Here is a 23,696-nt window from a genome sequence, read left to right as displayed (position 1 = left end):
GCGTCGGCGATGGAAGCAACCACTCAAGGTTTTGCTGGATGTTTGTACAGTTGATTTGGTGCTGGCCCCGAACCAGGCCCAGCGCCTAGACTTTGTCGATCTTCAGCACAGGAATAGCCCGTGACCACCATTTTCTGGTACGACTATGAAACCACCGGCATCAACCCGCGCAGTGATCGACCGCTCCAGGTAGCGGGGATTCGTACGGATCTCGAACTCAACGAGGTCGGCCCGCCGGTCAACATCTACTGTCAGCCCAGCGACGATATCCTGCCCCATCCCGCCGCGTGCGCGATTACAGGGATCACCCCCGCCATACTGGCCGAAAAGGGTCTGGCCGAAGCTGATTTCATGACCCGCGTACATGCCGAACTGGCAACTCCGGGAACATGCGGTGCCGGCTATAACACATTGCGGTTTGACGATGAAATGACGCGCTACAGCCTGTATCGCAACTTCTTCGACCCTTACGCGCGCGAATGGCAGGGCGGTAACAGTCGTTGGGACTTGATCGATGTGGTTCGCACCGCCTACGCCCTGCGTCCGGAAGGCATCGAGTGGCCGCAGCAGGACGGGCGTGTGACCCTCAAGCTTGAACGTTTGACGGCTGCCAACGGCATCGATCATGGGCAGGCCCACGATGCGTTATCCGACGTGCGCGCCACGATCGCCCTGGCTAGACTGGTGCGCGAGAAGCAGCCCAAACTGTACGACTGGCTGTTTCAATTACGCAGTAAACAGCGAGTGATGGACCAGGTTCGCCTGTTGCAACCAATGGTGCACATATCAGGGCGGTTTTCCGCCGAGCGTCATTACCTTGGCGTTGTCCTGCCCTTGGCTTGGCATCCGCGCAACCGCAACGCGTTGATTGTCTGCGACCTTGGCCTGGACCCTCAGGGGCTGCTTGACGCTGACGCCGCCACCTTGCGCCAACGCCTGTACACCCGTCGTGATGACCTTGCCGAAGGTGAGTTGCCGGTGCCGCTGAAGCTGGTGCATATCAATCGCTGCCCGGTTGTCGCGCCCTTGCACGTATTGCGGGTCGAAGATCGTGAACGCCTGCAATTGGATATGGACATTTATCAGGCGCGGGCGCTGCGGCTAACTGACGCACAGGAACTGTGGCGCGATAAGTTGGCGGTCATTTATGCCGACGAAGATTTTTCAGGGAATACCGACCCGGAACAGCAGCTTTACGACGGCTTTATTGGCGATCGTGATCGACGCTTATGTGAACAAGTCCGGATGGCAGAGCCCGAGCAATTAGCAAGACAGCAGTGGCCTTTTGATGATCATCGATTGCCGGAATTATTATTTCGCTACCGAGCGCGTAACTTCCCCGATACGCTGAATAGCGAGGAGCTACAACGCTGGAAACTTTTCTGTCAGCAACGTTTGTCCAGCCCTGAATTTGGCGCACCCAATACCCTTGAGGCATTTAATCAGGCGCGGCAGGAGTTGGCTGTTAGTGTGACGCCGTTGCAGCAGCAGGTGCTGGTGCAGTGGCAGGAATATGCCGATGCTTTAGCGGCCCGTGTGAATCTGTAATTAGGTTGTGCAGAATTGACGGCCAATAAAAAACGCCAGCAAGCTGGCGTTTTTAATGTGTTGCGTATCAGGCGCAGGCCTGGCAAAGCTTAGCCCAGCAGGGTAGCCCAGCCTTCAACCACGTCACCGCCCCACTTGGCTTTCCACTCTTTCAGCGTTTTGTGGTTGCCACCTTTGGTTTCAATCACTTCGCCGTTGTGCGGGTTTTTGTATTGTTTGACCTTGCGAGCACGCTTGGTACCGGTAGTTTTCACGGCGCCACGAGGTGCTTTAACTTTCGACTCTGGATCCAGCAGCGCGATGATGTCACGCAGGGATTTGGAGTATTCACCCATGAGGGTGCGCAGTTTGCCTTCGAATTCCAGCTCGGTTTTCAGCTTGTCGTCTTGGGACAGGTTCTTCAAACGGGCTTGCAGCTCTTTGATAGCTTCTTCGGTGGCACGGTATTCGTTGATCAGAGACATGTGGACTACCTTATGTAGAACGCTGATTGACAGGGACAGTGGCCCAATAATAGTCAGGCAGTTTCCCCAAGTAAACATTTAGGTCGCATTTATGTGAATTACTTTGAATGTTTTTAGCACACCTAATGCAATCGAGTTAATTATCACGGTGTAAACCTAAAGATAATATTGCTGACATCAGGGAACAGCCTTGGGGGGACAGTAAATTCATAGTAGCGGTGGTAATCCTTGGGTTGGCGAGGGGGAGGTCGCGGGCAGGTGAACAGAATAAGCGCTAACGAATACTGCAGTTTTCCTGCGTAATCGCTAGAATGGCGGCCTTTGCGAAGTTCTGGAGTTTCCCCCTAATGCGCACTTTTCGGCTGGTGATTGCTTGCCCGGACCGGGTCGGCATCGTTGCCAAAGTCAGTAATTTTCTGGCCTCCCACAACGGTTGGATCACCGAGGCGAGCCATCACTCGGACAATCTCAGCGGTTGGTTCTTCATGCGTCATGAAATCCGTGCCGACACGCTGCCCTTTGGCCTTGAGGCTTTTCGCGAGGCCTTTGCGCCAATCGCCGAAGAGTTTTCGATGACCTGGCATATCACCGACACCGAGCAGAAGAAGCGCGTGGTGTTGATGGCCAGTCGCGAATCCCACTGCCTGGCCGACTTGCTGCACCGCTGGCACAGTGATGAGCTGGACTGCGAGATCGCGTGTGTAATCTCCAACCATGACGACCTGCGCAGCATGGTCGAGTGGCACGGGATCCCGTACTACCACGTGCCGGTCAACCCACAGGACAAGGAGCCGGCGTTCGCCGAGGTTTCTCGCCTGGTCAAGCAGCATGAGGCTGATGTTGTGGTGCTGGCGCGCTACATGCAGATCCTGCCGCCGGAACTGTGCCGCGAATACGCCGGCAAGGTGATCAACATTCACCACAGCTTCCTGCCGTCATTTGTGGGGGCCAAGCCATACCACCAGGCGTCCCTGCGGGGCGTGAAGTTGATTGGCGCAACCTGCCATTACGTCACCGAAGAGCTGGACGCCGGTCCGATCATCGAGCAGGACGTAGTGCGCGTCAGCCATAGCGACAGCATTGAGGACATGGTGCGCTTCGGCCGCGATGTCGAGAAAATGGTGCTGGCCCGTGGCCTGCGTTACCACCTGGAAGACCGCGTGCTGGTACACGGCAACAAGACTGTCGTGTTCTGATCAAGGCGTGCTGATTGAAGAATGAAGGGCCTGGGCGTTAAATCGCTGCAGGCCCTTTTTCTTTGTGTGCCATTGAGGATTGACCGATGAGTGACCCACTGGACAAAGCCACCTCCAAAGCACCTGCGACATTGGGTGAAGGGTGCTTGAGCCGGTACGATCCGGATGACCTGGACAGTGAAGACGGCACCGAATTTCCGGGTGCCGCCGAGCTGTGGGAGCGTGAGCAGGCCAAACCGGATCCCGCTGCTGAATAAAGTAGATCAGATCCGGAAGCTGCCCACCAATTGTTTCAACCGTGCCGCCTGCTGTTCCAGGTCGGTGCACGCGCGCAGGGTGGAGTGCAGGTTTTCCACGCCTTCCTGATTGAGGGTGTTGATCTCGGTGATGTCCATGTTGATTGACTCCACCACCGAGGTCTGTTCCTCCGTGGCAGTCGCCACCGACTGGTTCATGCCGTCGATCTCGCCAATGCGTTGAGTCACGCTGTTGAGGCGCTCACCCGCCAGGTTGGCAATCTCTACGCTGTCATGGCTGTGGCGCTGGCTGTCGCTCATGGTGCTGACCGACTCCCGCGCGCCGACTTGCAGTTCCTCGATCATCTTTTGTACTTGTTGCGCCGATTCCTGGGTGCGGTGCGCCAGGTTGCGCACTTCGTCGGCGACGACCGCAAACCCGCGTCCGGCTTCGCCGGCACGGGCCGCTTCGATGGCAGCGTTCAACGCCAGCAGGTTGGTTTGCTGGGAAATGCTGGTGATCACTTCGAGAATCTGGCCGATGTTCACGGTCTTGCTGTTAAGCGCTTCGATATTGCTGCTGGAGGCGCTGATCATTGCAGACAACTGAGTCATCGCCTTGATATTGCGCTCAACCACCTGTTGACCGTCTTCGGCCAAGTGCCGTGCATCGCTGGCCTGGTTGGAGGCCTGCGCGGCGTTGCGTGCGATTTCCTGGGCGGCGGCGCCCAGCTCGTTGATGGCGGCAGCCACGCTGTTGGTGCGGTTGGCCTGTTCGTCAGAGTTGACCATCGACGAGTTGGACGCGCTGACCACCCGCAGTGCCACTTCATTCACGTGCTCGGTGGCTGAGGACACTTCGCGGATGGACGTGTGAATCCGCTCTACGAAGCGGTTGAAGGCATTGCCCAGAGTGCCGAATTCATCGTGGTTCTGGATGGTCAGGCGGCGCGTCAGGTCACCCTCGCCGTCGGCGATGTCCTGCATGGCACGGGTCATCACATGCAGTGGTTGCAACAAGACACGAATCAGCATGCCCAGCAAGGCAATGATGATCACCACGGCAATGATCGTGGCGATCACCGCCGAGGTGCGGAATTCGCTGAGCATGGCGTAGGATTTATCTTTATCCACCGAAATACCCAGGTACCAGTTCACCGACGGCAGGCCTTTGATCGGTGTGAAGGTCACGATGTTGTCCTTGCCGTTGGCTTCGACTTCACTGAAGTCGCCACTGATCTTCGGCGTATGTTTTGGATACACATCGGCCAGGGTTTTCATCACCAGGTTTTTGTCCGGGTGTACCAGTACTTTGCCGTCGGCGCTGACCAGGAACGCATAGCCCATGCCGCCGAAGTTCAGCGCGCCAATGTTATCCACCAGGGTTTGCAGGCTCAGGTCACCGCCCACCACGCCAATGCTCTGGCCGCCTTTGGCGCTGGGGGTGGCGATGGAAATGATCAATTGCCCGGTAGCGGCATCAATGTACGGCTCGGTCAGGGTCGAGCCGTTGCTGTTCTGGGCGCCCTTGTACCAGGGGCGAACCCGTGGGTCGAAGCCGTCCGGCATCTTGGTGTCGGGGCGAATGGTGAAAGCCCCTTTGCTGTCACCCACGTAGGTCGCCATGAAGGAGGATGTCAGGCTTTTCTGTTCCAACAGGCTGGCAACGGTCGAAGGCTCAGGGTTGATGGCGATGTTTTGTGCGGCGTTTTCCACTAGCGCAATGCGCCCGGTCAGCCAGGTCTGAATGTTGCTGGCGGTGACATCGCCCATTTCGTGAAGGTAATTGTTGAGGTCGTCACGGATAGCGTTACGTTGTAGGTAGTCGTTGTAGAGGGTGAACAGGGCAAAGGCCGCGATGACGATAAGGGAGGCTGCAAGCAGGATCTTGTGGCTGAAGCGCAGATTTTTATTCATAGCTTGAAGGGTCCGCTAAGGTCTTAATATCCGAAGCGCGTCCTTGTGGAACACGCGAAAGGGTGGCGTAAAAAAAGTTTGATATTTCCGTTGGTCCCTGTAGGAACTATCTGAGCGATTTTTAGACTTTATGGGTCTCACATCTTTCTTATCGACCTGGCGACACTAAAGCTTAACCATGGGTGACGAAATGCCTGATTCCACGCAACTCCTAATCGGTGCCGGTCTTGATGGCCAGCCCATTGCCCAGGCCATGCGCCTGGCCAACCGCCACGGGCTGATCGCCGGCGCCACGGGCACCGGCAAGACCGTCACGTTGCAACGCCTGGCTGAAGCCTTCAGTGATGCGGGCGTGGCGGTATTTGCGGCGGACATCAAAGGTGACCTCTGTGGCCTGGGTGCCGCTGCCAATCCTCAGGGCAAGGTGGCCGAGCGTATTGCCGGGATGCCTTTCCTTAATTACACGGCCAAGGCGTATCCCGTTACGTTGTGGGATATCCACGGGCAGTCCGGTCATCCGTTGCGCACTACCATCAGTGAAATGGGGCCGTTGTTGCTGGGCAGTCTGCTGGAACTGACTGACAGCCAGCAGTCGGCCTTGTACGCAGCGTTCAAGGTGGCGGATCGCGAAGGCCTGTTGCTGCTGGACCTCAAGGACCTCAAGGCACTGCTCAACCATCTACGCTATCACCCGGAACTGCTCGGTGAAGACGCGGCGCTGATGACCACCGGTTCCAGCCAGGCGCTGTTGCGGCGCCTGGCTGTCTTGGAACAGCAGGGGGCGGAGGCGCTGTTTGGCGAGCCGGCCCTGCAGCTTGAAGACATCTTGCAGCCCACGGCTGACGGGCGTGGGCGCATCCACTTGCTGGACGCCAGCCGCCTGGTGCATGAGGCGCCGAAGGTGTATGCGACCTTCCTGCTGTGGCTGTTGGCGGAGTTGTTCGAGCAGTTGCCGGAGCGCGGCGACGCGGATAAACCGCTGCTGGCGCTGTTCTTCGACGAGGCACATTTATTGTTTGCCGATACGCCCAAGGCATTGCAAGAGCGCCTGGAGCAAGTGGTGCGGCTGATTCGTTCCAAAGGCGTCGGTGTGTATTTCGTCACTCAATCGCCGGGCGACCTGCCGGACACTGTGCTGGCGCAACTTGGTTTACGGGTGCAGCACGGCCTGCGGGCGTTCACCACGAAAGAGCAGAAATCCCTCAGGGCGGTAGCGGACGGTTTCCGGCCCAACCCGACATTCGATGCCTTGTCAGTGTTGACAGAGCTGGGCACGGGTGAGGCGTTGGTGGGTACGTTGCAGGAAAAAGGCACGCCGGAAGTCGTCCAGCGCGTACTGGTCGCGCCACCGCAATCGCGGATCGGGCCGCTCAGCACGGCGGAGCGCGCCGCACTGGTGGCGAGTTCGCCGTTGCAGGGCCGCTATGACAAGCCGATTGATCGGGAGTCTGCCTATGAAGTGCTGATGGCGCGTAAGGAACTGGGTACCACGGAAGAGGCCAGTCAGCCCGCCGAGGAGCCCAGCTTCACGGACAAGGCGGGTGCGTTCCTCGGAACCGCCGCAGGCAAGGCGCTGAAATCAGCCATGCAGCAGGCAGCCAATCAGATGGGGCGCCAATTGGTACGGGGTTTGTTGGGGTCTTTGCTGGGCGGCAGCAAGCGCAAATAGCGCTTCAGGCCTTGGGCTTGCCATGGGCGGCCAGGCGCTCAAGCGCGGCGCGCAAGCCTGGATCGCTGATGCCGTCGGCCGTGGCCTGAATAGTCTCGGCCGCATTTTCCGACAGGTCCATAGTATGGCCGGCTGCCCCTTGCTGCACGGTCGGTGGTTGTACCTTGAACTGGATGCGGGTCAGGCTGGCGAACTCATCGAATGCCATCAATTGACGCTGCAGACGTTTTTGCTGATAGCGCAACCGGGTGGCCCAATGACCGTCGGTGACAATTAACAGCAAATTACCCTCACGCCACGACGCTACATGGCAGTGCTCGCGGGCGGCGGGTTGCAGTTGGCTTTCGAGCAGGCGTTGCAGGTGGCCCAAGCGTTGCGCATGGCCAAAGATGGCTTTCAACGGCTTGGCTTCGCGAAGCAACACGCTGGGTGCGCGGGCTGTAAGAGGGCGAAATGCCATGATTGGACACCTTAAGTAACAGAGCGGCCATCTTAGCAGAATGCGTCTGCGCGGCCCCGGACAATGCATTGCCGGGGGGGTTCCCATGAAATCAATCGGCTCCATGGGTTGAAGTTCGCGCAAAAGCCCTTATTTTAAACAAGCCCTCTCACAGCACCATGCCAGCGTCGGGGAACAACGCCACTTTCCTCACCCACGATTCCGGGTAGAATGCGCGTTCGCATGCGGCCGTGAGGGCTGCTCGGGCCACTCACGGTGCGCCCTCCATCCCTATGTGTGGAAGAACCTGCCGATATGTTTGCGCCTTTGTTAAAGAAACTTTTTGGAAGCAAGAATGAGCGCGAAGTCAAACGCATGCTCAAGACGGTGCAGCTGGTCAATGCCTTCGAAGAGCAGATGGTTGCCCTGTCGGACGAGCAATTGCGCGCCAAGACCCAAGAGTTCAAGGCCCGCATAGCTAAAGGTGAAACCCTCGACAAGCTGCTTCCCGAAGCCTTTGCGGTCGCCCGTGAAGCCGGTAAGCGTGTCATGGGCATGCGCCACTTCGACGTCCAGTTGATCGGCGGCATGACCTTGCATGAAGGCATGATTGCCGAAATGCGTACCGGTGAAGGCAAGACCCTGGTCGCGACCCTGGGTGTTTACCTCAACGCACTGTCCGGCAAGGGCGTGCACGTTGTGACGGTGAACGACTACCTGGCTCGCCGGGACGCCAACTGGATGCGCCCACTGTATGAATACCTCGGCCTGACCGTTGGTGTAGTCACGCCGTTCCAGCCGCCGGAAGAGAAGCGCGCTGCCTACGCGTGCGACATTACCTACGGCACCAACAACGAATTCGGTTTCGACTACCTGCGCGACAACATGGCGTTCAGCATGGATGAAAAATTCCAGCGCGAACTCAACTTTGCCGTGATCGACGAAGTCGACTCCATCCTCATCGACGAAGCCCGCACCCCACTGATCATCTCCGGCCAGGCCGAAGACAGCTCGCGCCTCTACACCGAGATCAACAAGTTGATCCCGCGTCTGGAGCAGCACATCGAGGAAGTGGAAGGCGTGGTGACCAAAGAAGGTCACTTCTCCATCGACGAGAAGACCCGTCAGGTCGAACTCAACGAGGCGGGTCACCAGTTCGTCGAAGACATGCTGACCCAGATCGGCCTGCTGGCTGAAGGCGAAAGCCTGTACTCGGCGCACAACCTGGGCCTGCTGACCCACGTGTACGCCGGCCTGCGCGCCCACAAGCTGTTCCATCGCAACGTTGAATACATCGTGCAGGATGGCCAGGTGGTACTGGTCGACGAACACACCGGTCGTACCATGCCGGGTCGTCGTCTGTCCGAAGGCCTGCACCAGGCTATCGAAGCCAAGGAAGTGCTTAACATCCAGGCCGAAAGCCAGACGTTGGCCTCTACCACCTTCCAGAACTACTTCCGTCTGTACAACAAACTGTCCGGCATGACCGGTACAGCTGACACCGAAGCGTTCGAATTCCACCAGATCTACAGCCTGGCCGTGATGGTGATTCCACCGAACAAGCCGCTGGCACGTAAAGACTTCAACGACCTGGTGTTCCTGACCGCCGAAGAGAAGTACGCGGCGATCATCAACGACATCAAGGACGGCCTGGCCCAGGGCCGCCCGATCCTGGTGGGTACCGCAACCATCGAGACTTCCGAGCACGTGTCCAACCTGCTCAACAAGGAAGGCATCGAGCACAAGGTCCTCAACGCCAAGTTCCACGAAAAAGAAGCAGAGATCATTGCCCAGGCCGGTCGCCCAGGCGCGCTGACCATCGCTACCAACATGGCCGGTCGTGGTACCGACATCCTGTTGGGCGGTAACTGGGAAGTGGAAGTGGCGTCCCTGGACAACCCGACTCCTGAGCAGATCGCCCAGATCAAGGCTGACTGGCAGAAGCGCCACCAGGCCGTGCTAGAGTCCGGTGGCCTGCAGGTGATTGCGTCCGAGCGTCACGAATCGCGCCGTATCGACAACCAGCTGCGTGGTCGTGCCGGCCGTCAGGGTGACGCCGGTTCCAGCCGCTTCTACCTGTCCCTGGAAGACAGCCTGATGCGCATCTTCGCCTCGGATCGGGTGAAGAACTTCATGAAAGCCCTGGGCATGCAGTCCGGTGAAGCGATCGAGCACCGCATGGTGACCAACGCCATCGAGAAGGCGCAGCGCAAGGTTGAAGGCCGTAACTTCGACATTCGCAAGCAACTGCTTGAGTTCGATGACGTCAACAACGAACAGCGTAAAGTGATCTATCACATGCGTAACACGTTGCTGGCCGCCGACAACATTGGCGAGACCATCGCCGATTTCCGCCAGGACGTGCTCAACGCCACCGTCAGCGCACATATCCCGCCACAATCCCTGCCAGAGCAGTGGGATGTTGCCGGTCTGGAAGCCGCGTTGAAGAGCGACTTCGGTGTCGACTTGCCGGTCCAGCAATGGCTCGACGAAGACGATCACCTGTACGAAGAGACGCTGCGCGAGAAGCTGATGACCGAGCTGTTGGCCGCGTACAACGAGAAAGAAGAGCAAGCGAGTGCCGAGGCACTGCGCACCTTCGAGAAACAAATCGTGCTGCGCGTGCTGGACGACCTGTGGAAAGACCACTTGTCGACCATGGACCACCTGCGTCACGGCATCCACCTGCGTGGCTACGCCCAGAAGAACCCGAAGCAGGAGTACAAGCGCGAGTCGTTCACGCTGTTCTCCGAGTTGCTGGATTCGATCAAGCGCGATTCGATTCGTGTGCTGTCCCACGTTCAGGTGCGTCGCGAAGACCCGATCGAGGAAGAAGCCCGCCTGCGTCAGGAAGCCGAAGCACTGGCGGCGCGCATGCAGTTCCAGCATGACGAAGCGCCGGGTCTGGAAGCACCTGAAGTGTTGGGTGAAGAGGTCGATGTGGCCTTGGCTCAGGCTCCGGTTCGCAATGACCAGAAGCTGGGCCGCAACGAATTGTGCTACTGCGGTTCGGGCAAGAAATTCAAACACTGCCATGGCCAGATCGAATAAGATTTTCGCCTGACGCTGCAATACCCCGCGCCGCGACCGGCCTCTGCCGTCGCGGCGTTTTGCCATTAATTTCACCGTCGATTACGACGGCACAGACATCATCTATTTATAAGGAGCGCGTTCATGGCTGTTGGTCTTGGTCCTTTGCCCACATTGCACCCGGTTGCCGGTTTTGAGCTCGGTATCGCGTCGGCCGGCATCAAACGCCCGGGGCGCAAGGATGTGGTGGTGATGCGCTGTGCCGAAGGTTCGACCGTCGCCGGTGTGTTCACCCTCAACGCCTTCTGCGCCGCTCCGGTGATCCTGGCCAAGCAGCGCGTTGCCGGCACCATCCGTTACCTGCTGACCAACACCGGCAATGCCAACGCTGGCACCGGTGAGCCGGGTTTGGTTGCAGCAGCGCGTACCTGCGCCAAGCTGGCCGAGTTGACCGGCGTGGATGCCAGCCAAGTGCTGCCGTACTCCACCGGTGTCATCGGCGAGCCGCTGCCGGTGGAGAAAATCGAAGGCGCCTTGCAAGCCGCGTTGGACGACCTGTCTGTGGATAACTGGGCGGCCGCCGCCACTGGCATCATGACCACCGATACCCTGCCCAAAGGCGCGAGCCGTCAGTTCGTGCACGACGGTGTGACTGTTACCGTCACGGGTATCAGCAAGGGCGCGGGCATGATTCGCCCGAACATGGCCACCATGCTCGGCTACATCGCCACCGACGCCAAAGTCTCCCGCGACGTGCTTCACAGCCTGATCCTGGATGGCGCCAACAAATCGTTCAACCGCATCACCATCGATGGCGATACCTCGACCAACGACTGCTGCATGCTGATCGCCACCGGCCAGGCCAACCTGCCGCAAATCACCGAGGCCAGCGGCCCGTTGTTCGCAGCATTGAAGCAGGCGGTGTTTGAAGTCTGCATGGACGTGGCCCAGGCCATCGTGCGTGACGGCGAAGGCGCCACCAAGTTCGTGACGGTTGAAGTCAACGGCGGCGGCAATCACCAGGAATGCCTGGATGTCGGCTACACCGTGGCCCACTCGCCGCTGATCAAGACTGCACTGTTCGCCTCCGATCCGAACTGGGGTCGCATCCTCGCCGCCGTCGGCCGTGCCGGTGTGCCGGACCTGGACGTGAGCAAGATCGACGTTTTCCTCGGTGATGTGTGCATTGCCAGCCGTGGCGCCCGCGCCGAGAGCTACACCGAAGCCCAGGGTTCGGCGGTGATGCAGCAGGAAGAAATCACCATCCGCATCGAGTTGGGTCGCGGCGACTGCAGCGAAACCATCTGGACCACCGACCTGTCCCACGAATACGTGAAGATCAACGCGGAATACCGTACCTGAGCCTGGAGGATAAGCGCGGTGAAACGAGTGCATGTAGCAGCAGCGGTGATCCGCGGTGTCGATGGCAGGATCCTGCTGGCGCGCCGCGCCGATACTCAGCACCAGGGCGGTCTCTGGGAGTTTCCCGGCGGCAAGGTCGAGGCGGGCGAGTCCGTCGCTACGGCCTTGTCCCGCGAATTACAGGAAGAACTGGGCATCCAGGTGACCACGGCGCGGCCGTTGATCAAGGTGCAGCATGACTACCCGGAGAAGCAGGTGTTGCTGGATGTCTGGGAAGTCTCGGCCTTTACCGGCGAGCCCCACGGTGCCGAAGGGCAACCCCTGGAGTGGGTGGCACCTCGGGATCTGATCAATTACGAGTTCCCGGCCGCTAACGCTCCAATCGTTGCCGCCGCGCGCTTGCCCGCCGATTACCTGATTACCCCCGGCGAGCTGGAAACCCCGACCCTGTTGCGCGGGATTCAGAAGGCTATCGCGGGTGGCATCAAGCTGGTCCAACTGCGTGCGCCCAACGGTTACGACCCTAAATATCGCGACTTGGCGGTGGATGCGGTGGGGCTGTGTGCGGGCAAGGCACAGTTGATGCTCAAGGGACCGTTTGAATGGTTGGGGGATTTCCCTGCGGCCGGTTGGCACATGACCTCGGCCCAATTGCGCAAATACGCGAGCAAGGGCCGGCCGTTGCCGAAAGACCGTTGGTTGGCTGCGTCCTGCCACAACGCTGAGGAACTGGCGCTGGCAGAAATGATGGACGTGGATTTTGTCACGCTGTCGCCGGTGCAGCCGACCCAGAGCCATCCAGATGCCCAGCCTTTGGGTTGGGAGCAGGCGGCGGAGTTGATTCGTGGGTTCAGCAAGCCGGTGTTTCTGTTGGGCGGGGTTGGACCTGCAGAGCGGGAACAGGCTTGGGAAGCCGGGGCTCAAGGTGTTGCTGGGATTCGGGCGTTCTGGCCTGAGGGTTGATGTTGTCCTGACTGGCCTCATCGGGGGCAAGCCCCCTCCCACACTTGAATGCATTCACAAATCAAAGGTGGGAGGGGGCTTGCCCCCGATAGGGCCCTAAAGGTCGCCCAAAAAACATCAGTGTGGCTTGGCGGCAGCTTGCCACAGCACTTCAGCCACACCCTGGCGCCTGGCGATCACTCGCGCCGCCACAAACAGCAAGTCCGACAGCCGATTGATATACGCCAGCCCCACGCCCTCCAACGGCTCCACTGCATTGAGGTGCTGACAACGTCGTTCTGCAGTGCGCGCCAGGCTGCGACACACATGGGCCTGGGCGATCAGCGCCGAGCCACCGGGCAGGATGAAGTTTTCCAGCGGCCCGACCTCGTCATTCCAGCGATCAATCGCGGCCTCCAGCCGATCCACTTCCGCTGCGTTCAACGCCTTGTACACCGGCATCGCCAGCTCACCGCCGAGGTCGAACAGTCGATGTTGGCAGGGTGCCAGCACCTCGATCACATCTTTCAGTTCTGGATGCTTGCCGCTCTGTTCTTCCAGCCCCGCCAGCAATAGTCCCAGCTGGCTGTTCAACGTATCGACTTCGCCGATGGCCTCCACGCGCGGGTGGTCCTTGGGCACACGGCGGCCGTCGCCGAGGCCGGTTTCGCCCTTGTCTCCGGTGCGGGTGTAAATCTTCGACAGGCGAAAGCCCATGGTCAGTGCTCCAGTTGGGTCAGTTCGTAGGGCGGCAGTTGGCTGCCGGCCAAGGGTAAGCGCAGGGTAAAGCAGGTGCCCTGGCCGAGAGTGGAGTGCACCTCCATCTGGCCTTTGTGGTTGTTGGTGATGATGAAGTACGACACTGACAGCCCCAGCCCGGTGCCCTGGCCGATTTCCTTGGTGGTGAAGAACGGTTCGAAGGTGCGTTTGCGCACGTTTTCACTCATGCCAATGCCGTTGTCTTCCACCTGGATCTCTGCCCACGGCGGGTTGAGACGTGTGCGCAGGATGATGCGCCCCGGTTCGCGATCGTCTTCACGTAAGTGAATGGCCTGGGCCGCGTTTTTCAGCAGGTTGAGCAGCACTTGTTCCAGTTCGTTGGCGGTGCCCGGCACCGGACCCAACTGTGGGTCGAACTGGCGGGTGATCGCCTGGCCCTTGAAGTCGAAGCCGATGGCCAGGTCGAAGTCGTTGCCGGCAATTTCCACGGCCTGGTCGATCAGCGCTGGCAGGTCGCAAGGCGCCATCTGCCGGTTGCTGCGGCGGCTGAAGCTGAGCATATGGGTAACGATCTTGGCCGCCCGCGCTCCAGCCTGCTGGATACCGTCGAGCAGTTGCGGCACCTCGCGGCCTTCAAGGTAGCGGTTGACGATGTCCAGCTCGATACCTGCCTGCTCGGCGTATTCCAGGTTCTTGGGCAGGTCGGACGACAACCGGCGTCGGATGTTCTGCACGTTGTGCAGGATCGCCCCCAGCGGGTTGTTGATCTCGTGGGCCATGCCGGCGGCAAGCCCGCCGACCGAGAGCATTTTTTCCGACTGCACCATCATTTCTTCCAGGGACAGGCGCTGGGTGATGTCGTCGATGCGGATCACCACGCCACGCCCGGCGCCGCCCATCAGTGGGTAGAAGGTCAGGGCGTAATGCTTGGGTTCGTCGTCCTTGATCCAGGTGACGCGCTCGATGCGCTCTACCGTGTGTTGCTCCACCGTGGCCTTGATCTGCGGCAGGTAGGGTTTGAGCGGTTGGAACGCGAGGTAGATCGGCTGATTCAAGGCCTCGTCCAGACGTGTACCGGAAAGCGCGCTGGCTTCCTGGTTCCACTGGGTGACATAGAGCTGCTCGTCCAGGGCGATCAGTGCCGACGGCATCGAGTCGATGATGCTGTTCAGGTAATTCTGAAAACCGGTGAGTTTTTTCTCGATCTTGCTGCGAACCTGGACTTCCAGCTCCAGTTTCCGGTTGGTGTGGCGGGTCTCTTCGGCCAGGCCTTGGGCTTGGTCGTAAGCCGCTTGAGAGTCGTCCCGTGCGCGCTTGAGTTGTTGTTCGCGGGCTTCGATGCGCGACAACATGGTGTTGAAGGCTTCGGCCAGGCTGCCGATTTCATCGTGGTTGCCACGGCCGGCGCGTAGGGCGTAGTTCTCTTCGCGGGTGACCTGGCGTGACAGTTCTTCCAGCTCGTGGATCGGTCGGGTGATCAGGCGTTTGATCTGCCGGGCGATGATCAGCCACAGCAACACACTGAAAATCAGGATCCCCAGGCTCGCCGTCAGCGTACCGGTGTAGAAGGCCACCGGCAGCTCACTGCTGGCCACCAGCAGCAAGTGCCCGGAAGGCTGGCCAGCGCGGGGCAGGGTGATGATCTGGTTGCTGCGAAACTCCGTCACGCGCCACGCCTCGATATGCCGATAGTTGTCTGGCAGGTGCAGGCGGTCACCGTGTTGCATCTGCGCCAGGCGGTTGCCTTCGCCGTCATACAGCGCGGCGGCGCGCAATGGCGAATAGCTGGTCAGCTCACTGAGCAAGGCGTCGGCGTTGGCGGGGGATTCGAGGGCTTCGGCGGCAAGGGCGGGGTTGGAGACCAGGCGACCGATGGCCTGCAGGGCCTGGGGCGCCATGCTTTCCTGGGAGATCCAATAGGCGGCGCTGATAAACGTCAGGTTGGCCACCAGCAATACGGTGGTCAACAACACCAGCAGGGCCGCCAGCAGTTTCTGCCCTACCGGTAGATTTTCAAGACGCTGGCGCAGTGGCATCAGGGTTTTCCCAGGTGATAGACAGGTAGGCAGGGTAGCGCGTGCCTCAGTCGCTGGCCAATCCGTGTGCGCGCAAATACTCGACCAGGCGCGCTTGCAACTGTTGCAGGTGCGGCAACACCAATTGATGGCGGGCCGCTGCCTGGCAGGCGTAGCCCAGCAGGTAGCTGATCTCGGTACGCCGTGCGTTGGCCACGTCCTGGTGCATGGACGAGTAATTGGCCGCCGTGGCCTGGATCACCCGCAGCACTTCGCTGTGCAGGTCCTGTGCGGCGGCGGGCTGGCCGCAGCATTCGAGCAGCTCGGCCAGTTCAGCGCACAAGGTCGCCACTTCACACGCGTGGGCTTGCAAGCCGCCGTTGCGGCACTGGTAAAGCACGGTCAGGGGATTGATGGCGCAATTGAGCGCCAGCTTGCGCCACAGGCGCGTGAGGATATCGCTGGCCCAATCGTGGGGAATGCCGGCCGCTTGCAGGTCGTCCAGCCACAGCGGTGGCGTGGGGTGGCTCGCATCCCCCAGCCAGGTGTAGCCATGGCCGGCAAATACCACCCGCCAGTCGCCTTCGCGAAACGCGCCTTCGGTACTTGAGGCATAGATGCAACGGGCCGACGGCACCTGTGCAGCCACTGCGTCCTGGCTGCCGAGGCCGTTTTGCAGCAGGATCAGTTCGGCGTCGGGCGCCAGTCGAGGTTGCAGCTGGGCAATGGCGCTTTGGGCGTCGTAGGCTTTGCACGCCACCAGCAAGCGATGAATCGGCTCTGGGCTGTCAGGCGTTTCGCCGACTACCGGGTAAGTCTGTTCCACACCCTGCTCGACTAGGGTCAGGCCCTGGCCGGCTTGATAGTCGGTCAGGCGCGCCTCATTGCGCAGGATCAGCCTGACGGGCACGCCTGCGCGCGCCAGGCGCGTGGCCCAGAGTGTGCCCAGGCTGCCGGCGCCGAGAATATGCCAGGGGGTCGCCATCAGTGTGTACTCCATAAGCTCGCCAGCGGTGAACGGCGCGAAAGAACCGCTATAATGCCCCGGCATTTTAGCTCGGGCGCGCTCCATCTCTACTGAACCCGCCCCTTATATTGGAGAAATCACATGCCTTCGTTCGACGTGGTATCTGAACTGGACAAACACGAAGTCACCAACGCCGTCGAGAACGCCGTCAAGGAACTGGACCGTCGCTATGACCTGAAGGGCAAGGGCAGCTTCGAGTTCAAGGAAAAGGAACTGACCGTCAACCTGACCGCTGAAGCCGATTTCCAGCTGGAAGCGATGATCGAGATCCTCAAGCTGTCGCTGGTCAAGCGCAAAATCGACGCGCAGTGCCTTGAAATCAAGGACGCCTACGCCTCCGGCAAACTGATGAAGCAGGAAGCCGTGCTCAAGGAAGGCATCGACAAGGAGCTGGCGAAGAAGATCGTCGCTCATGTCAAGGACGCCAAGCTCAAAGTCCAGGCCGCCATCCAGGGCGAGCAGGTTCGTATCACCGGCAAGAAACGTGACGACCTGCAAGAGGCCATCGCGGCCCTGCGCGCCAAAACCTTCGACATGCCGCTGCAGTTCAATAACTTCCGCGACTGATGGCACCTTGGGGAACCCGTAGGCGATTTTGACGTCCCACGCCCCATACCAGTGCCTACACTTGAGCCCTACGGGGCTCATTTGCGTTTTTAGGCAGTCAATAAAGCCGCACATCCGCCAAACAGGAGAAGCTACATGGATTTGAACGCTGAAATGGATCACTTGATCAAGACCTCACAGTCGTGGATCCCGATGATCATGGAATACGGCAGCCGGGTATTGCTGGCGGTGCTCACGCTGGCCATTGGCTGGTGGCTGATCAACGTATTGACCAATCGCGTGGGGCGTCTGCTGGCCATGCGCAATGCCGATCTTGCGTTGCAACACTTCATCACCAGCCTTGCGAATATCGCGCTCAAAGTCATGCTGGTGGTCAACGTGGCGTCGATGATCGGTGTGGCAACCACCTCGTTCGTCGCCGCGATTGGTGCCGCAACCCTGGCTATCGGCCTAGCGCTGCAAGGCAGCCTGGCGAATTTCGCCGGTGGCGTGCTGATTCTGTTGTTCCGCCCGTTCCGCATTGGTGACTGGATCGAAGCACAGGGCACCTCGGGCACTGTCGACAGCATCCAGATTTTCCACACCGTGCTGCGCACCGGTGACAACAAGACGGTGATTATTCCTAACGGCAGCCTGTCCAACGGCCTCATCACCAACACCAACCGTCAGCCGACCCGCAAGGTGGTGTTTGACGTGGGTGTGGATTACGACGCTGATTTGCAAAAAGCCCGTGAAGTGCTGCTGGAGCTGGCAAAAGATCCACGCGTGCTGACCGATCCGGCTGCGGTGGCGGTGGTTTCGACCCTGGGCGATAGCTCGATCACGGTTTCCCTGCGCTGCTGGACTAATACGCCGGATTATTGGGACGTAGTGTTCATGTTGAATGAACTGGCACGTGATCGCTTGAAGGCCGCTGGGATTGATATTCCGTTTCCGCAACGGGTGATTCGCGTGGTTCAGGAAGCCGCTGTGTAATCAGTCGCATTGTTAACTTGGCCACTCGGTCAGTTATAGCGGTTAAAAACAAGGGGCTTCAGGCCCCTTGTTTGTTGTCAGTCTCTATTTGGTAACTATCAAGTCCTAATTGTGTTGAGTGGCATAATTAGCGAAAGTGACTTGCTTAGTTAGCTTGCTATTTAAGTACTCGATCCCATCAACACACTTTTTATTGGGCATAAAAAAACCGGCGACCTGATCAGGGCGCCGGTTTTTTATTAGCGTTACGCGTTAGCGCAATCAGCTGACCACTGAAATTACAAAATGCTCAGTGGGTATTCTACGATCACACGAGTGTCGATCAGGTTGTCGTAGTTGGTCGCACGGTAGTCGCTGTTGGTGCCGCTGTAGATCGCGTTACGTACGCGGAAGGACAGGCCTTTGGCCGGGCCTTCTTGCAGCACGTACTTGGCTTCCACGTCCCACTCGTGCTCTTTGCCATCGCTGGAATCGGCAACGGTAACGTTGCTACCGCGAGTGTAGCGGGTCATGAAGCTCAGGCCTGGCACGCCGAAGGAGGCCATGTTCAGGTCGTAGCGAGCTTGCCAGGACTTCTCGTCTTCGCCAACGAAGTCGGAGATCTGCACGGAGTTGGCCAGGTAAACGGTACCGCCACCGTCGACGCCGTAGTTGTAACCGGTTTTACCCGAGGACTGCTGGTAAGCCAGGGTGAACTTGTGGGCGTCGATGCTATAGGCAGCTGCCAAGCTCCAGACGCGGTTGTCCAGTTCGCCGGCCAGTTTCTTGCCGTCGTCATTGCTGCGGTAGCCGTTGAAGTCGAAACTCAACGATTGCTTGTCGCTCAGCGGCAGGGTGTAGAAGACGTTGACGTACTGCTTCTTCCAGTAGTCTTCAACATCGGACGCGTGGAACGCGAAAATGAAGTTCTCAAGACCCGAGTAGGTGAAGCCCGCGATGTTTGCTGCGGTCAGACCTGGGTTTTGCTTGCCGGTAACACGGCTGCGACCGTTGATGGTGTCGCGGCCCATACCGGTTTGCGCGCTCAATGCGCTGAAGCGGCCGGCGGTCAATTCCAGACCTTTGATCTCGTTGCTGGTGATCAATGTGCCGGTGGCGACTTCAGGCAGCAGACGGCCGTCGTCGGTGGTGAAAACCGGGCTGGAAACGAATTGGTTGCCATATTTCAGTACGGTGTCGGAGATGCGCAGTTTCGCCGCACCAGCCACTTTGGACTGGGTGGTTTCTGGCTCGCCGGCGCCATTGGTTGCGAACAGGCCGTTACCGGCGCGGTCCGAAGTACCGTCGAGTCTGAAGCTGCCCATTGCCATGGCATCGATGCCGAAGCCGACGGTGCCTTGGGTGAAGCCGGATTGGTAGGTGACCAGCTCGCTGATGCCGGTGTCCTGGCGGTAGCCGCTGACTTTGTCGTCGGTACCGGTGGTGTAGGTACCGTTACCACGACGTACGTTGCCCACGCCGTCCTTGTAGTCACGGTTCATGTACATTGCACGGGTTTTCGCGGTCAGGGTGCTATCTTCGATAAAACCCTTTGCGTCGTCCTGGGAGGACGCGATTGCGAACTGCGAGGTGCCTGCAGAAACAGCCAGGGCGATCATGCTCCACTTCATCACGCGCATCGTGATTTGCTCCTTTGGTTTTCGGAAGAGTACTGCCGTCCCACCTGTATTTTTATCTGGGCGGCTCTTTCTTTTTTGTGTCGGCGCAAAGTTATATCACGCAGACTCTATTGACGATACTTACCAAACTTTCCTTTCAGCTTCTTTACGAGGCTGTCGTAAATTGCTAGCTCCATGTCGCAAATTCACAGCCCTGAATGCAACGGGACTGACAACTTCAATGCTGTTTCCAAACCGCTTTCGAAGTTTGGAATCTTCCTTGGGATGCATTGAAACGCTGGTGTTCTTCTATCGCGAAACACCTGCTTCCAAACGGGTGTCGTTGCCGACGATGTGAGTGTGAATGCAACAAGCGCGCCCAAACCGGTAACCGAATGTCATTTTTTCGTGAAAAACGTGACGGGCGCGTAAAAACCTCATAAGTACGGGCTTTTTACGCCGTTTTGTTTGGCCTTGACGTGCATGTGTTAAGTCCGTTCAGTGGTACTGAAAAGCTGTGCCAGGGAAAAACGTTACCGGTCCACCCTACAAGTGGGTAGTCCGCGGATCCCTTTGATGCACAAGTGGGTCATTTTGGTGCGCCTTTGGGAGGCCCGGATTAGCGTAGCTCAAATAGTTGCCTGCCTCTAAAGGGTGCAGGTTTTTATCGGTTTGCGTTACGTTGCCGCCATTCGCCGTGAAGCCGGGTGCGTTCAACGGTATGCTGGTGCCCTGAACCTGACCTGCCGAACGGAGTGCCCGTGGTGTTCGCCTTAGATCAACGCCTGCAACAAGACACACTGGTCATCGGGGACTTCCCGCTGTGCCGCCTGCTGCTGTCCAATGACGCTAACTATCCCTGGTTCATCCTGGTGCCGCGTATCAAGGATATCAGCGAAGTGTTTCAACTGGATGTCCCCAATCAACACGCGCTGTGGCAAGAGACTACGGCCCTGGCGCAGTGGCTGAACGAGGGGTTTGGCGCTGACAAGATGAACATTGGTGCACTGGGCAACGTGGTCAGCCAGTTACATGTGCATGTGATCGTACGCAAACGTGACGACGCCGCCTGGCCCGCCCCTGTGTGGGGCAAGCATCCGGCCCGGCCGTACACGGAGGAGCAAGTGGCGGCCGTTCGTGCACGTCTGCGTGAATGGCTACCTGCCGACTTTATCTTTACCCAGGGCTGAACCATGGATCTGCAAGACCGCGTCACCGACCTGGAAAGCCGCCTGGCCTTCCAGGACGACACCATCGAGACCCTCAATGACATTCTGGTCACCCAGCAGCGGGCCGTCGAACGCCTGCAGTTGCAGATGACCGCGCTGCTCAAGCGCCAGGAAGAAATGGGTGGGCAATTCGAGTCGTCCGAAGAAGAAGCGCCGCCGCCTCACTATTGATCGGCAGGCTATAAAAAAACCGCGATCCAGCCAGGCTGGATCGCGGTTTTTTGTTGCTGCGATCGCTGGAATCAGCGACGCGGCAATGCTGCGATCACGTCTTCGGCTTGCAGGCCTTTGTCGCGATTCATCACGGAGAACTCCACGCGCTGGCCTTCAACCAGAACACGATGGCCTTCGCCGCGAATAGCCCGGAAGTGGACGAAGATATCGTCGCCCGAATCACGGGAAATAAAGCCGAAGCCTTTGGACGTGTTGAACCACTTGACGGTACCGGTATCCCGATTGGTCATGTCGTAGTTTTGCGACGCGGCCGCTGGGGACGAACGGTAGAAGCTGATGGCCAGGTGAAGAGCAATGGCGACCACAGCAATCACCAGGCTGAGCAGGATGGCCGGATGGCCGCCGACTTCAGGCATAGGTGCCAGGAGGGTGAGGGTTTGTACGACAACGGTCAGTACCAGCAGCGCGCTGACCAGATTTTGCAGTTGATGACGTGTGCCTTTGTTCCAGTAAGGGATTACTGGGGCGAGCGTCAGGTTAAGAAGGCCGAACAAGGCCAGGTACAAAGCATCATGTTGTTGCAGGTAGGGCAGGCTTTCAGGCTGCAGGCTCGGGATAAAGGACAGCAGCAACGCTGCAACGCCCGTTAGCAGGTGGACGATTTTCAACATTTTGATTAACTCACGTTAAGACGGATCGCAAGGAAGAGCTGACTGGCACGGTTCGCTTCTGAACAATGGGAGGCGTTGGGCACGTGCACGGGTATCAGCCTATGCCGCTTGCCGTGGGAAAAAACGACGGCGACACGCTGCCTATTTAACAGCAAAGGCTGTGCCTACTCAAATCCAGCATTTGCACGGTGTGCAGGGAGCAGGGCATTTGCGCGTCAAACGTTGGTCCTAGACGGGTGCAGGTGTTTTTAAAGGACGGCGGTGAAACTCCGGCCGTGCTCAAAGACGTGCCTGCCGGCGAAAAGCGCGTGAAGCGCGGGACCATTTGCCGCACCTTGTCCTCGGCGGGCTGCGCGTCAGCAGCACTCTTGCTACAGTGGTCCTGCACCTGATCAATGAATGCTAGTCAATTGAAGGGGATAAACATGGCAATCGATATCGGTATCAGCGAAGAAGATCGTAAATCCATCGTCGATGGGCTTTCACGCCTGCTTTCCGATACCTATGTACTGTACCTGAAGACCCACAACTTCCATTGGAACGTCACGGGCCCCATGTTTCGGACGCTGCACTTGATGTTCGAAGAGCAGTACAACGAACTGGCGCTGGCAGTGGACTCCATTGCCGAGCGTATCCGTGCCCTGGGTTTCCCGGCGCCGGGTGCCTATTCGATCTATGCCCGTCTGTCTTCCATCAAGGAAGAGGAGGGTGTACCCAACGCAGAAGAAATGATCAAACAGTTGGTGGCGGGCCAGGAAGCGGTCACCCGTACCGCGCGCGGTATCTTCCCGTTGCTCGACAAAGTCAGCGATGAGCCGACGGCGGACCTGTTGACCCAGCGCATGCAGGTTCACGAAAAAACCGCGTGGATGCTGCGCTCGCTGCTCGAAAACCAGTAAACCTCGAACCGGAGTGGCGCCGATCGGGCGCCACTTGCTGGTTTCCACGCATTTCCTGGCGTTGTCCTACGCTTATCAACGTCCCGTCTTCTGGCTGCCTGTCTCGTCCTGCTGTTTTATAGGGCCACTGCCTCATGGGAGACCCCGTGGGCTGCTGTTTGGCAATGGAGTGTCAGGTGTATGTCACGTGGAGTGGATACTGGAGTGATGGAAACCGGTGGTTTTCATAAGATAAACGTCGACCCCTTCGCCAAGGGGTTCGATATGGGGCTGGCCAAGCCATTGTCCCGATCGGTGCGACTCAATGGGTTTTCCACTTGTCTGCGGCTTGAGCAGATCTATTGGAATATCCTCACGGAAATCGCCAGGATCAATGCCTGCTCTGTCAGTGCATTGCTGTCTTATGTCGATCGGGAAGTGCACTTGCGCTATGGAGGCGTGAAGAACTTCAGTGGCTTGGTCAGGGTGGTGTGCGTGGTTCATCTGTTAAAAGGTCGTGCTACGTCGCCAACCCCGGAGTGATTGTTAGGCTTTGGGGCCGGTCCGCCGTCGAGGTGGACCAGGCTCCGGGCAGAAAGCCGGCTGCGCTGCCTCGATTTACCAGATATAATCCCGCGCTTTGCTGCGCGTGCCGAGGCTTTATCTTTTGGGCAGGCGTGGCGCAGTAACGATTTGATCGCCGAGACATCGCCATGCCCATGTACGACTATCAATGTGCTTCCTGTGGTCACCAGTTGGAAGCCATCCAGAAGATCAGCGCCGCGCCGCTGGTCGATTGCCCGGCCTGCCAGGCACCCGAGCTCAAGAAGATGTTGTCCATGCCAGGCTTCCGCCTGAGCGGCAGCGGCTGGTACGAGACCGATTTCAAGACCGGCTCGAAGAAGAATCTGGCCGGCGGCGACAAAGCCGACTGAGTTGAACTCCATGCGCAGGCTCCTGCATTATCCGTCCCCTGCTTAACTGTGCGGTGACGAGGCAAGCCTCCACCGAATTTCGAATTACGAGAAGTGAAACCACG

General features: G+C 58.7%; 22 protein-coding genes. 14 read left to right on the top strand and 8 right to left on the bottom strand.

Features of this window, described 5'->3' with window-relative positions; translation table 11 throughout:
• Nucleotides 1-120: 120 nt before the first annotated feature.
• Nucleotides 121-1,548 carry an exodeoxyribonuclease I gene (sbcB, locus tag AOA60_RS17520; RefSeq protein WP_099585518.1) on the top strand — a complete coding sequence of 476 codons (1,428 nt, stop codon included), beginning with the start codon at nt 121-123 and terminating at the stop codon, nt 1,546-1,548.
• 89 nt (nt 1,549-1,637) lie between these two features.
• Here the strand turns inward: sbcB and mvaT are convergent, their stop codons facing one another.
• On the bottom strand, nt 1,638-2,012 hold the full coding sequence (mvaT, locus tag AOA60_RS17515; protein ID WP_003175830.1) for a histone-like nucleoid-structuring protein MvaT: 375 nt from the start codon (nt 2,010-2,012) through the stop codon (nt 1,638-1,640).
• 347 nt (nt 2,013-2,359) lie between these two features.
• Between mvaT and purU the strand changes: the two genes are divergently transcribed.
• Together purU and AOA60_RS33065 are read left to right on the top strand one after the other, a co-directional pair.
• Nucleotides 2,360-3,208, top strand: coding sequence for a formyltetrahydrofolate deformylase (purU, locus tag AOA60_RS17510; RefSeq protein WP_015885632.1), 849 nt, complete (start codon nt 2,360-2,362; stop codon nt 3,206-3,208).
• An 86-nt stretch (nt 3,209-3,294) separates the two neighbouring features.
• Nucleotides 3,295-3,465 (top strand): hypothetical protein, encoded by a 171-nt coding sequence (locus AOA60_RS33065; RefSeq protein ID WP_177411569.1) that lies wholly within the window; start codon nt 3,295-3,297, stop codon nt 3,463-3,465.
• A 6-nt stretch (nt 3,466-3,471) separates the two neighbouring features.
• Here the strand turns inward: AOA60_RS33065 and AOA60_RS17505 are convergent, their stop codons facing one another.
• Nucleotides 3,472-5,361: a methyl-accepting chemotaxis protein gene (locus tag AOA60_RS17505; protein ID WP_099585517.1), complete on the bottom strand. Its 1,890-nt coding sequence runs from the start codon at nt 5,359-5,361 to the stop codon at nt 3,472-3,474.
• A 190-nt stretch (nt 5,362-5,551) separates the two neighbouring features.
• On the opposite strand from AOA60_RS17505, the gene AOA60_RS17500 reads away from it, so the two are divergent.
• Nucleotides 5,552-7,030 (top strand): helicase HerA-like domain-containing protein, encoded by a 1,479-nt coding sequence (locus AOA60_RS17500; RefSeq protein ID WP_099585631.1) that lies wholly within the window; start codon nt 5,552-5,554, stop codon nt 7,028-7,030.
• Nucleotides 7,031-7,034: 4 nt separating this feature from the next.
• On the opposite strand, the gene AOA60_RS17495 is transcribed toward AOA60_RS17500, so the two are convergent.
• Nucleotides 7,035-7,490: a DUF721 domain-containing protein gene (locus AOA60_RS17495; RefSeq protein WP_099585516.1), complete on the bottom strand. Its 456-nt coding sequence runs from the start codon at nt 7,488-7,490 to the stop codon at nt 7,035-7,037.
• Between the two features lie 294 nt (nt 7,491-7,784).
• On the opposite strand from AOA60_RS17495, the gene secA reads away from it, so the two are divergent.
• The 3 genes from secA to AOA60_RS17480 all read left to right on the top strand — a co-directional run bounded on the left by secA (nt 7,785) and on the right by AOA60_RS17480 (nt 12,824).
• Nucleotides 7,785-10,520 (top strand): preprotein translocase subunit SecA, encoded by a 2,736-nt coding sequence (gene secA, locus AOA60_RS17490; protein WP_099585515.1) that lies wholly within the window; start codon nt 7,785-7,787, stop codon nt 10,518-10,520.
• 123 nt (nt 10,521-10,643) lie between these two features.
• A complete protein-coding gene (argJ, locus tag AOA60_RS17485; RefSeq protein WP_099585514.1) occupies nt 10,644-11,861 on the top strand; it encodes a bifunctional glutamate N-acetyltransferase/amino-acid acetyltransferase ArgJ in 1,218 nt (405 codons plus the stop codon).
• 18 nt (nt 11,862-11,879) lie between these two features.
• Nucleotides 11,880-12,824 carry a Nudix family hydrolase gene (locus tag AOA60_RS17480; RefSeq protein WP_099585513.1) on the top strand — a complete coding sequence of 315 codons (945 nt, stop codon included), beginning with the start codon at nt 11,880-11,882 and terminating at the stop codon, nt 12,822-12,824.
• A 117-nt stretch (nt 12,825-12,941) separates the two neighbouring features.
• On the opposite strand, the gene AOA60_RS17475 is transcribed toward AOA60_RS17480, so the two are convergent.
• From AOA60_RS17475 to AOA60_RS17465, 3 genes are read right to left on the bottom strand one after another with little or no spacing between them, the layout of a single operon-like run.
• Complete coding sequence (locus tag AOA60_RS17475) at nt 12,942-13,520, bottom strand: cob(I)yrinic acid a,c-diamide adenosyltransferase (RefSeq protein WP_099585512.1); 579 nt, start codon at nt 13,518-13,520, stop codon at nt 12,942-12,944.
• A gap of 2 nt (nt 13,521-13,522) precedes the next feature.
• Nucleotides 13,523-15,559, bottom strand: a complete 2,037-nt coding sequence (locus AOA60_RS17470) for an ATP-binding protein (RefSeq protein WP_099585511.1) — start codon at nt 15,557-15,559, stop codon at nt 13,523-13,525.
• 46 nt (nt 15,560-15,605) lie between these two features.
• Nucleotides 15,606-16,523 carry a putative 2-dehydropantoate 2-reductase gene (locus tag AOA60_RS17465; RefSeq protein ID WP_099585510.1) on the bottom strand — a complete coding sequence of 306 codons (918 nt, stop codon included), beginning with the start codon at nt 16,521-16,523 and terminating at the stop codon, nt 15,606-15,608.
• A 123-nt stretch (nt 16,524-16,646) separates the two neighbouring features.
• Here AOA60_RS17465 and AOA60_RS17460 point away from each other — a divergent pair, with 123 nt between their 5' ends.
• Together AOA60_RS17460 and AOA60_RS17455 are read left to right on the top strand one after the other, a co-directional pair.
• The gene (locus AOA60_RS17460; RefSeq protein WP_003209785.1) at nt 16,647-17,132 is read left to right on the top strand and encodes a YajQ family cyclic di-GMP-binding protein; all 486 of its coding nucleotides are present in this window, start codon (nt 16,647-16,649) and stop codon (nt 17,130-17,132) included.
• Between the two features lie 135 nt (nt 17,133-17,267).
• The gene (locus AOA60_RS17455; protein ID WP_099585509.1) at nt 17,268-18,107 is read left to right on the top strand and encodes a mechanosensitive ion channel family protein; all 840 of its coding nucleotides are present in this window, start codon (nt 17,268-17,270) and stop codon (nt 18,105-18,107) included.
• 278 nt (nt 18,108-18,385) lie between these two features.
• Here AOA60_RS17455 and AOA60_RS17450 read toward each other — a convergent pair whose 3' ends face one another.
• Nucleotides 18,386-19,726: an OprD family porin gene (locus AOA60_RS17450; RefSeq protein WP_099585508.1), complete on the bottom strand. Its 1,341-nt coding sequence runs from the start codon at nt 19,724-19,726 to the stop codon at nt 18,386-18,388.
• Nucleotides 19,727-20,469: 743 nt separating this feature from the next.
• Here AOA60_RS17450 and AOA60_RS17445 point away from each other — a divergent pair.
• Nucleotides 20,470-20,895: an HIT domain-containing protein gene (locus AOA60_RS17445; RefSeq protein ID WP_099585630.1), complete on the top strand. Its 426-nt coding sequence runs from the start codon at nt 20,470-20,472 to the stop codon at nt 20,893-20,895.
• 3 nt (nt 20,896-20,898) lie between these two features.
• On the top strand, nt 20,899-21,105 hold the full coding sequence (locus AOA60_RS17440) for a SlyX family protein (protein ID WP_017847119.1): 207 nt from the start codon (nt 20,899-20,901) through the stop codon (nt 21,103-21,105).
• 71 nt (nt 21,106-21,176) lie between these two features.
• On the opposite strand, the gene AOA60_RS34170 is transcribed toward AOA60_RS17440, so the two are convergent.
• Complete coding sequence (locus AOA60_RS34170; protein ID WP_032890906.1) at nt 21,177-21,779, bottom strand: cold-shock protein; 603 nt, start codon at nt 21,777-21,779, stop codon at nt 21,177-21,179.
• A gap of 425 nt (nt 21,780-22,204) precedes the next feature.
• On the opposite strand from AOA60_RS34170, the gene AOA60_RS17430 reads away from it, so the two are divergent.
• The 3 genes from AOA60_RS17430 (at nt 22,205) to AOA60_RS17420 (ending at nt 23,592) form a co-directional block, all read left to right on the top strand.
• Nucleotides 22,205-22,678 (top strand): Dps family protein, encoded by a 474-nt coding sequence (locus AOA60_RS17430; RefSeq protein ID WP_099585507.1) that lies wholly within the window; start codon nt 22,205-22,207, stop codon nt 22,676-22,678.
• A 180-nt stretch (nt 22,679-22,858) separates the two neighbouring features.
• A complete protein-coding gene (locus tag AOA60_RS17425; protein WP_099585506.1) occupies nt 22,859-23,200 on the top strand; it encodes a ribbon-helix-helix domain-containing protein in 342 nt (113 codons plus the stop codon).
• A gap of 170 nt (nt 23,201-23,370) precedes the next feature.
• Nucleotides 23,371-23,592, top strand: coding sequence for an FmdB family zinc ribbon protein (locus tag AOA60_RS17420; protein ID WP_010208103.1), 222 nt, complete (start codon nt 23,371-23,373; stop codon nt 23,590-23,592).
• Nucleotides 23,593-23,696: the final 104 nt, after the last annotated feature.

The sequence above is a fragment of the Pseudomonas sp. 2822-17 genome, from assembly GCF_002742485.1.
GTDB classification, from domain to species: domain Bacteria; phylum Pseudomonadota; class Gammaproteobacteria; order Pseudomonadales; family Pseudomonadaceae; genus Aquipseudomonas; species Aquipseudomonas cyclaminis.
This window is presented reverse-complemented; position numbering and strand designations above follow the sequence as displayed.

What these genes read in the sequence shown, in the direction of transcription:
- AOA60_RS17465 (WP_099585510.1), bottom strand. Translation starts at nt 16,523, where the DNA reads ATGGCGACCCCCTGGCATATTCTCGGCGCCGGCAGCCTGGGCACACTC.
- secA (WP_099585515.1), top strand. Translation starts at nt 7,785, where the DNA reads ATGTTTGCGCCTTTGTTAAAGAAACTTTTTGGAAGCAAGAATGAGCGC.
- AOA60_RS17475 (WP_099585512.1), bottom strand. Translation starts at nt 13,520, where the DNA reads ATGGGCTTTCGCCTGTCGAAGATTTACACCCGCACCGGAGACAAGGGC.
- AOA60_RS17430 (WP_099585507.1), top strand. Translation starts at nt 22,205, where the DNA reads ATGGCAATCGATATCGGTATCAGCGAAGAAGATCGTAAATCCATCGTC.
- AOA60_RS17455 (WP_099585509.1), top strand. Translation starts at nt 17,268, where the DNA reads ATGGATTTGAACGCTGAAATGGATCACTTGATCAAGACCTCACAGTCG.
- AOA60_RS33065 (WP_177411569.1), top strand. Translation starts at nt 3,295, where the DNA reads ATGAGTGACCCACTGGACAAAGCCACCTCCAAAGCACCTGCGACATTG.
- mvaT (WP_003175830.1), bottom strand. Translation starts at nt 2,012, where the DNA reads ATGTCTCTGATCAACGAATACCGTGCCACCGAAGAAGCTATCAAAGAG.
- AOA60_RS17460 (WP_003209785.1), top strand. Translation starts at nt 16,647, where the DNA reads ATGCCTTCGTTCGACGTGGTATCTGAACTGGACAAACACGAAGTCACC.
- AOA60_RS34170 (WP_032890906.1), bottom strand. Translation starts at nt 21,779, where the DNA reads ATGTTGAAAATCGTCCACCTGCTAACGGGCGTTGCAGCGTTGCTGCTG.
- AOA60_RS17420 (WP_010208103.1), top strand. Translation starts at nt 23,371, where the DNA reads ATGCCCATGTACGACTATCAATGTGCTTCCTGTGGTCACCAGTTGGAA.
- AOA60_RS17505 (WP_099585517.1), bottom strand. Translation starts at nt 5,361, where the DNA reads ATGAATAAAAATCTGCGCTTCAGCCACAAGATCCTGCTTGCAGCCTCC.
- AOA60_RS17425 (WP_099585506.1), top strand. Translation starts at nt 22,859, where the DNA reads ATGTCACGTGGAGTGGATACTGGAGTGATGGAAACCGGTGGTTTTCAT.
- AOA60_RS17495 (WP_099585516.1), bottom strand. Translation starts at nt 7,490, where the DNA reads ATGGCATTTCGCCCTCTTACAGCCCGCGCACCCAGCGTGTTGCTTCGC.
- argJ (WP_099585514.1), top strand. Translation starts at nt 10,644, where the DNA reads ATGGCTGTTGGTCTTGGTCCTTTGCCCACATTGCACCCGGTTGCCGGT.
- AOA60_RS17500 (WP_099585631.1), top strand. Translation starts at nt 5,552, where the DNA reads ATGCCTGATTCCACGCAACTCCTAATCGGTGCCGGTCTTGATGGCCAG.
- AOA60_RS17440 (WP_017847119.1), top strand. Translation starts at nt 20,899, where the DNA reads ATGGATCTGCAAGACCGCGTCACCGACCTGGAAAGCCGCCTGGCCTTC.
- purU (WP_015885632.1), top strand. Translation starts at nt 2,360, where the DNA reads ATGCGCACTTTTCGGCTGGTGATTGCTTGCCCGGACCGGGTCGGCATC.
- AOA60_RS17470 (WP_099585511.1), bottom strand. Translation starts at nt 15,559, where the DNA reads ATGCCACTGCGCCAGCGTCTTGAAAATCTACCGGTAGGGCAGAAACTG.
- AOA60_RS17450 (WP_099585508.1), bottom strand. Translation starts at nt 19,726, where the DNA reads ATGCGCGTGATGAAGTGGAGCATGATCGCCCTGGCTGTTTCTGCAGGC.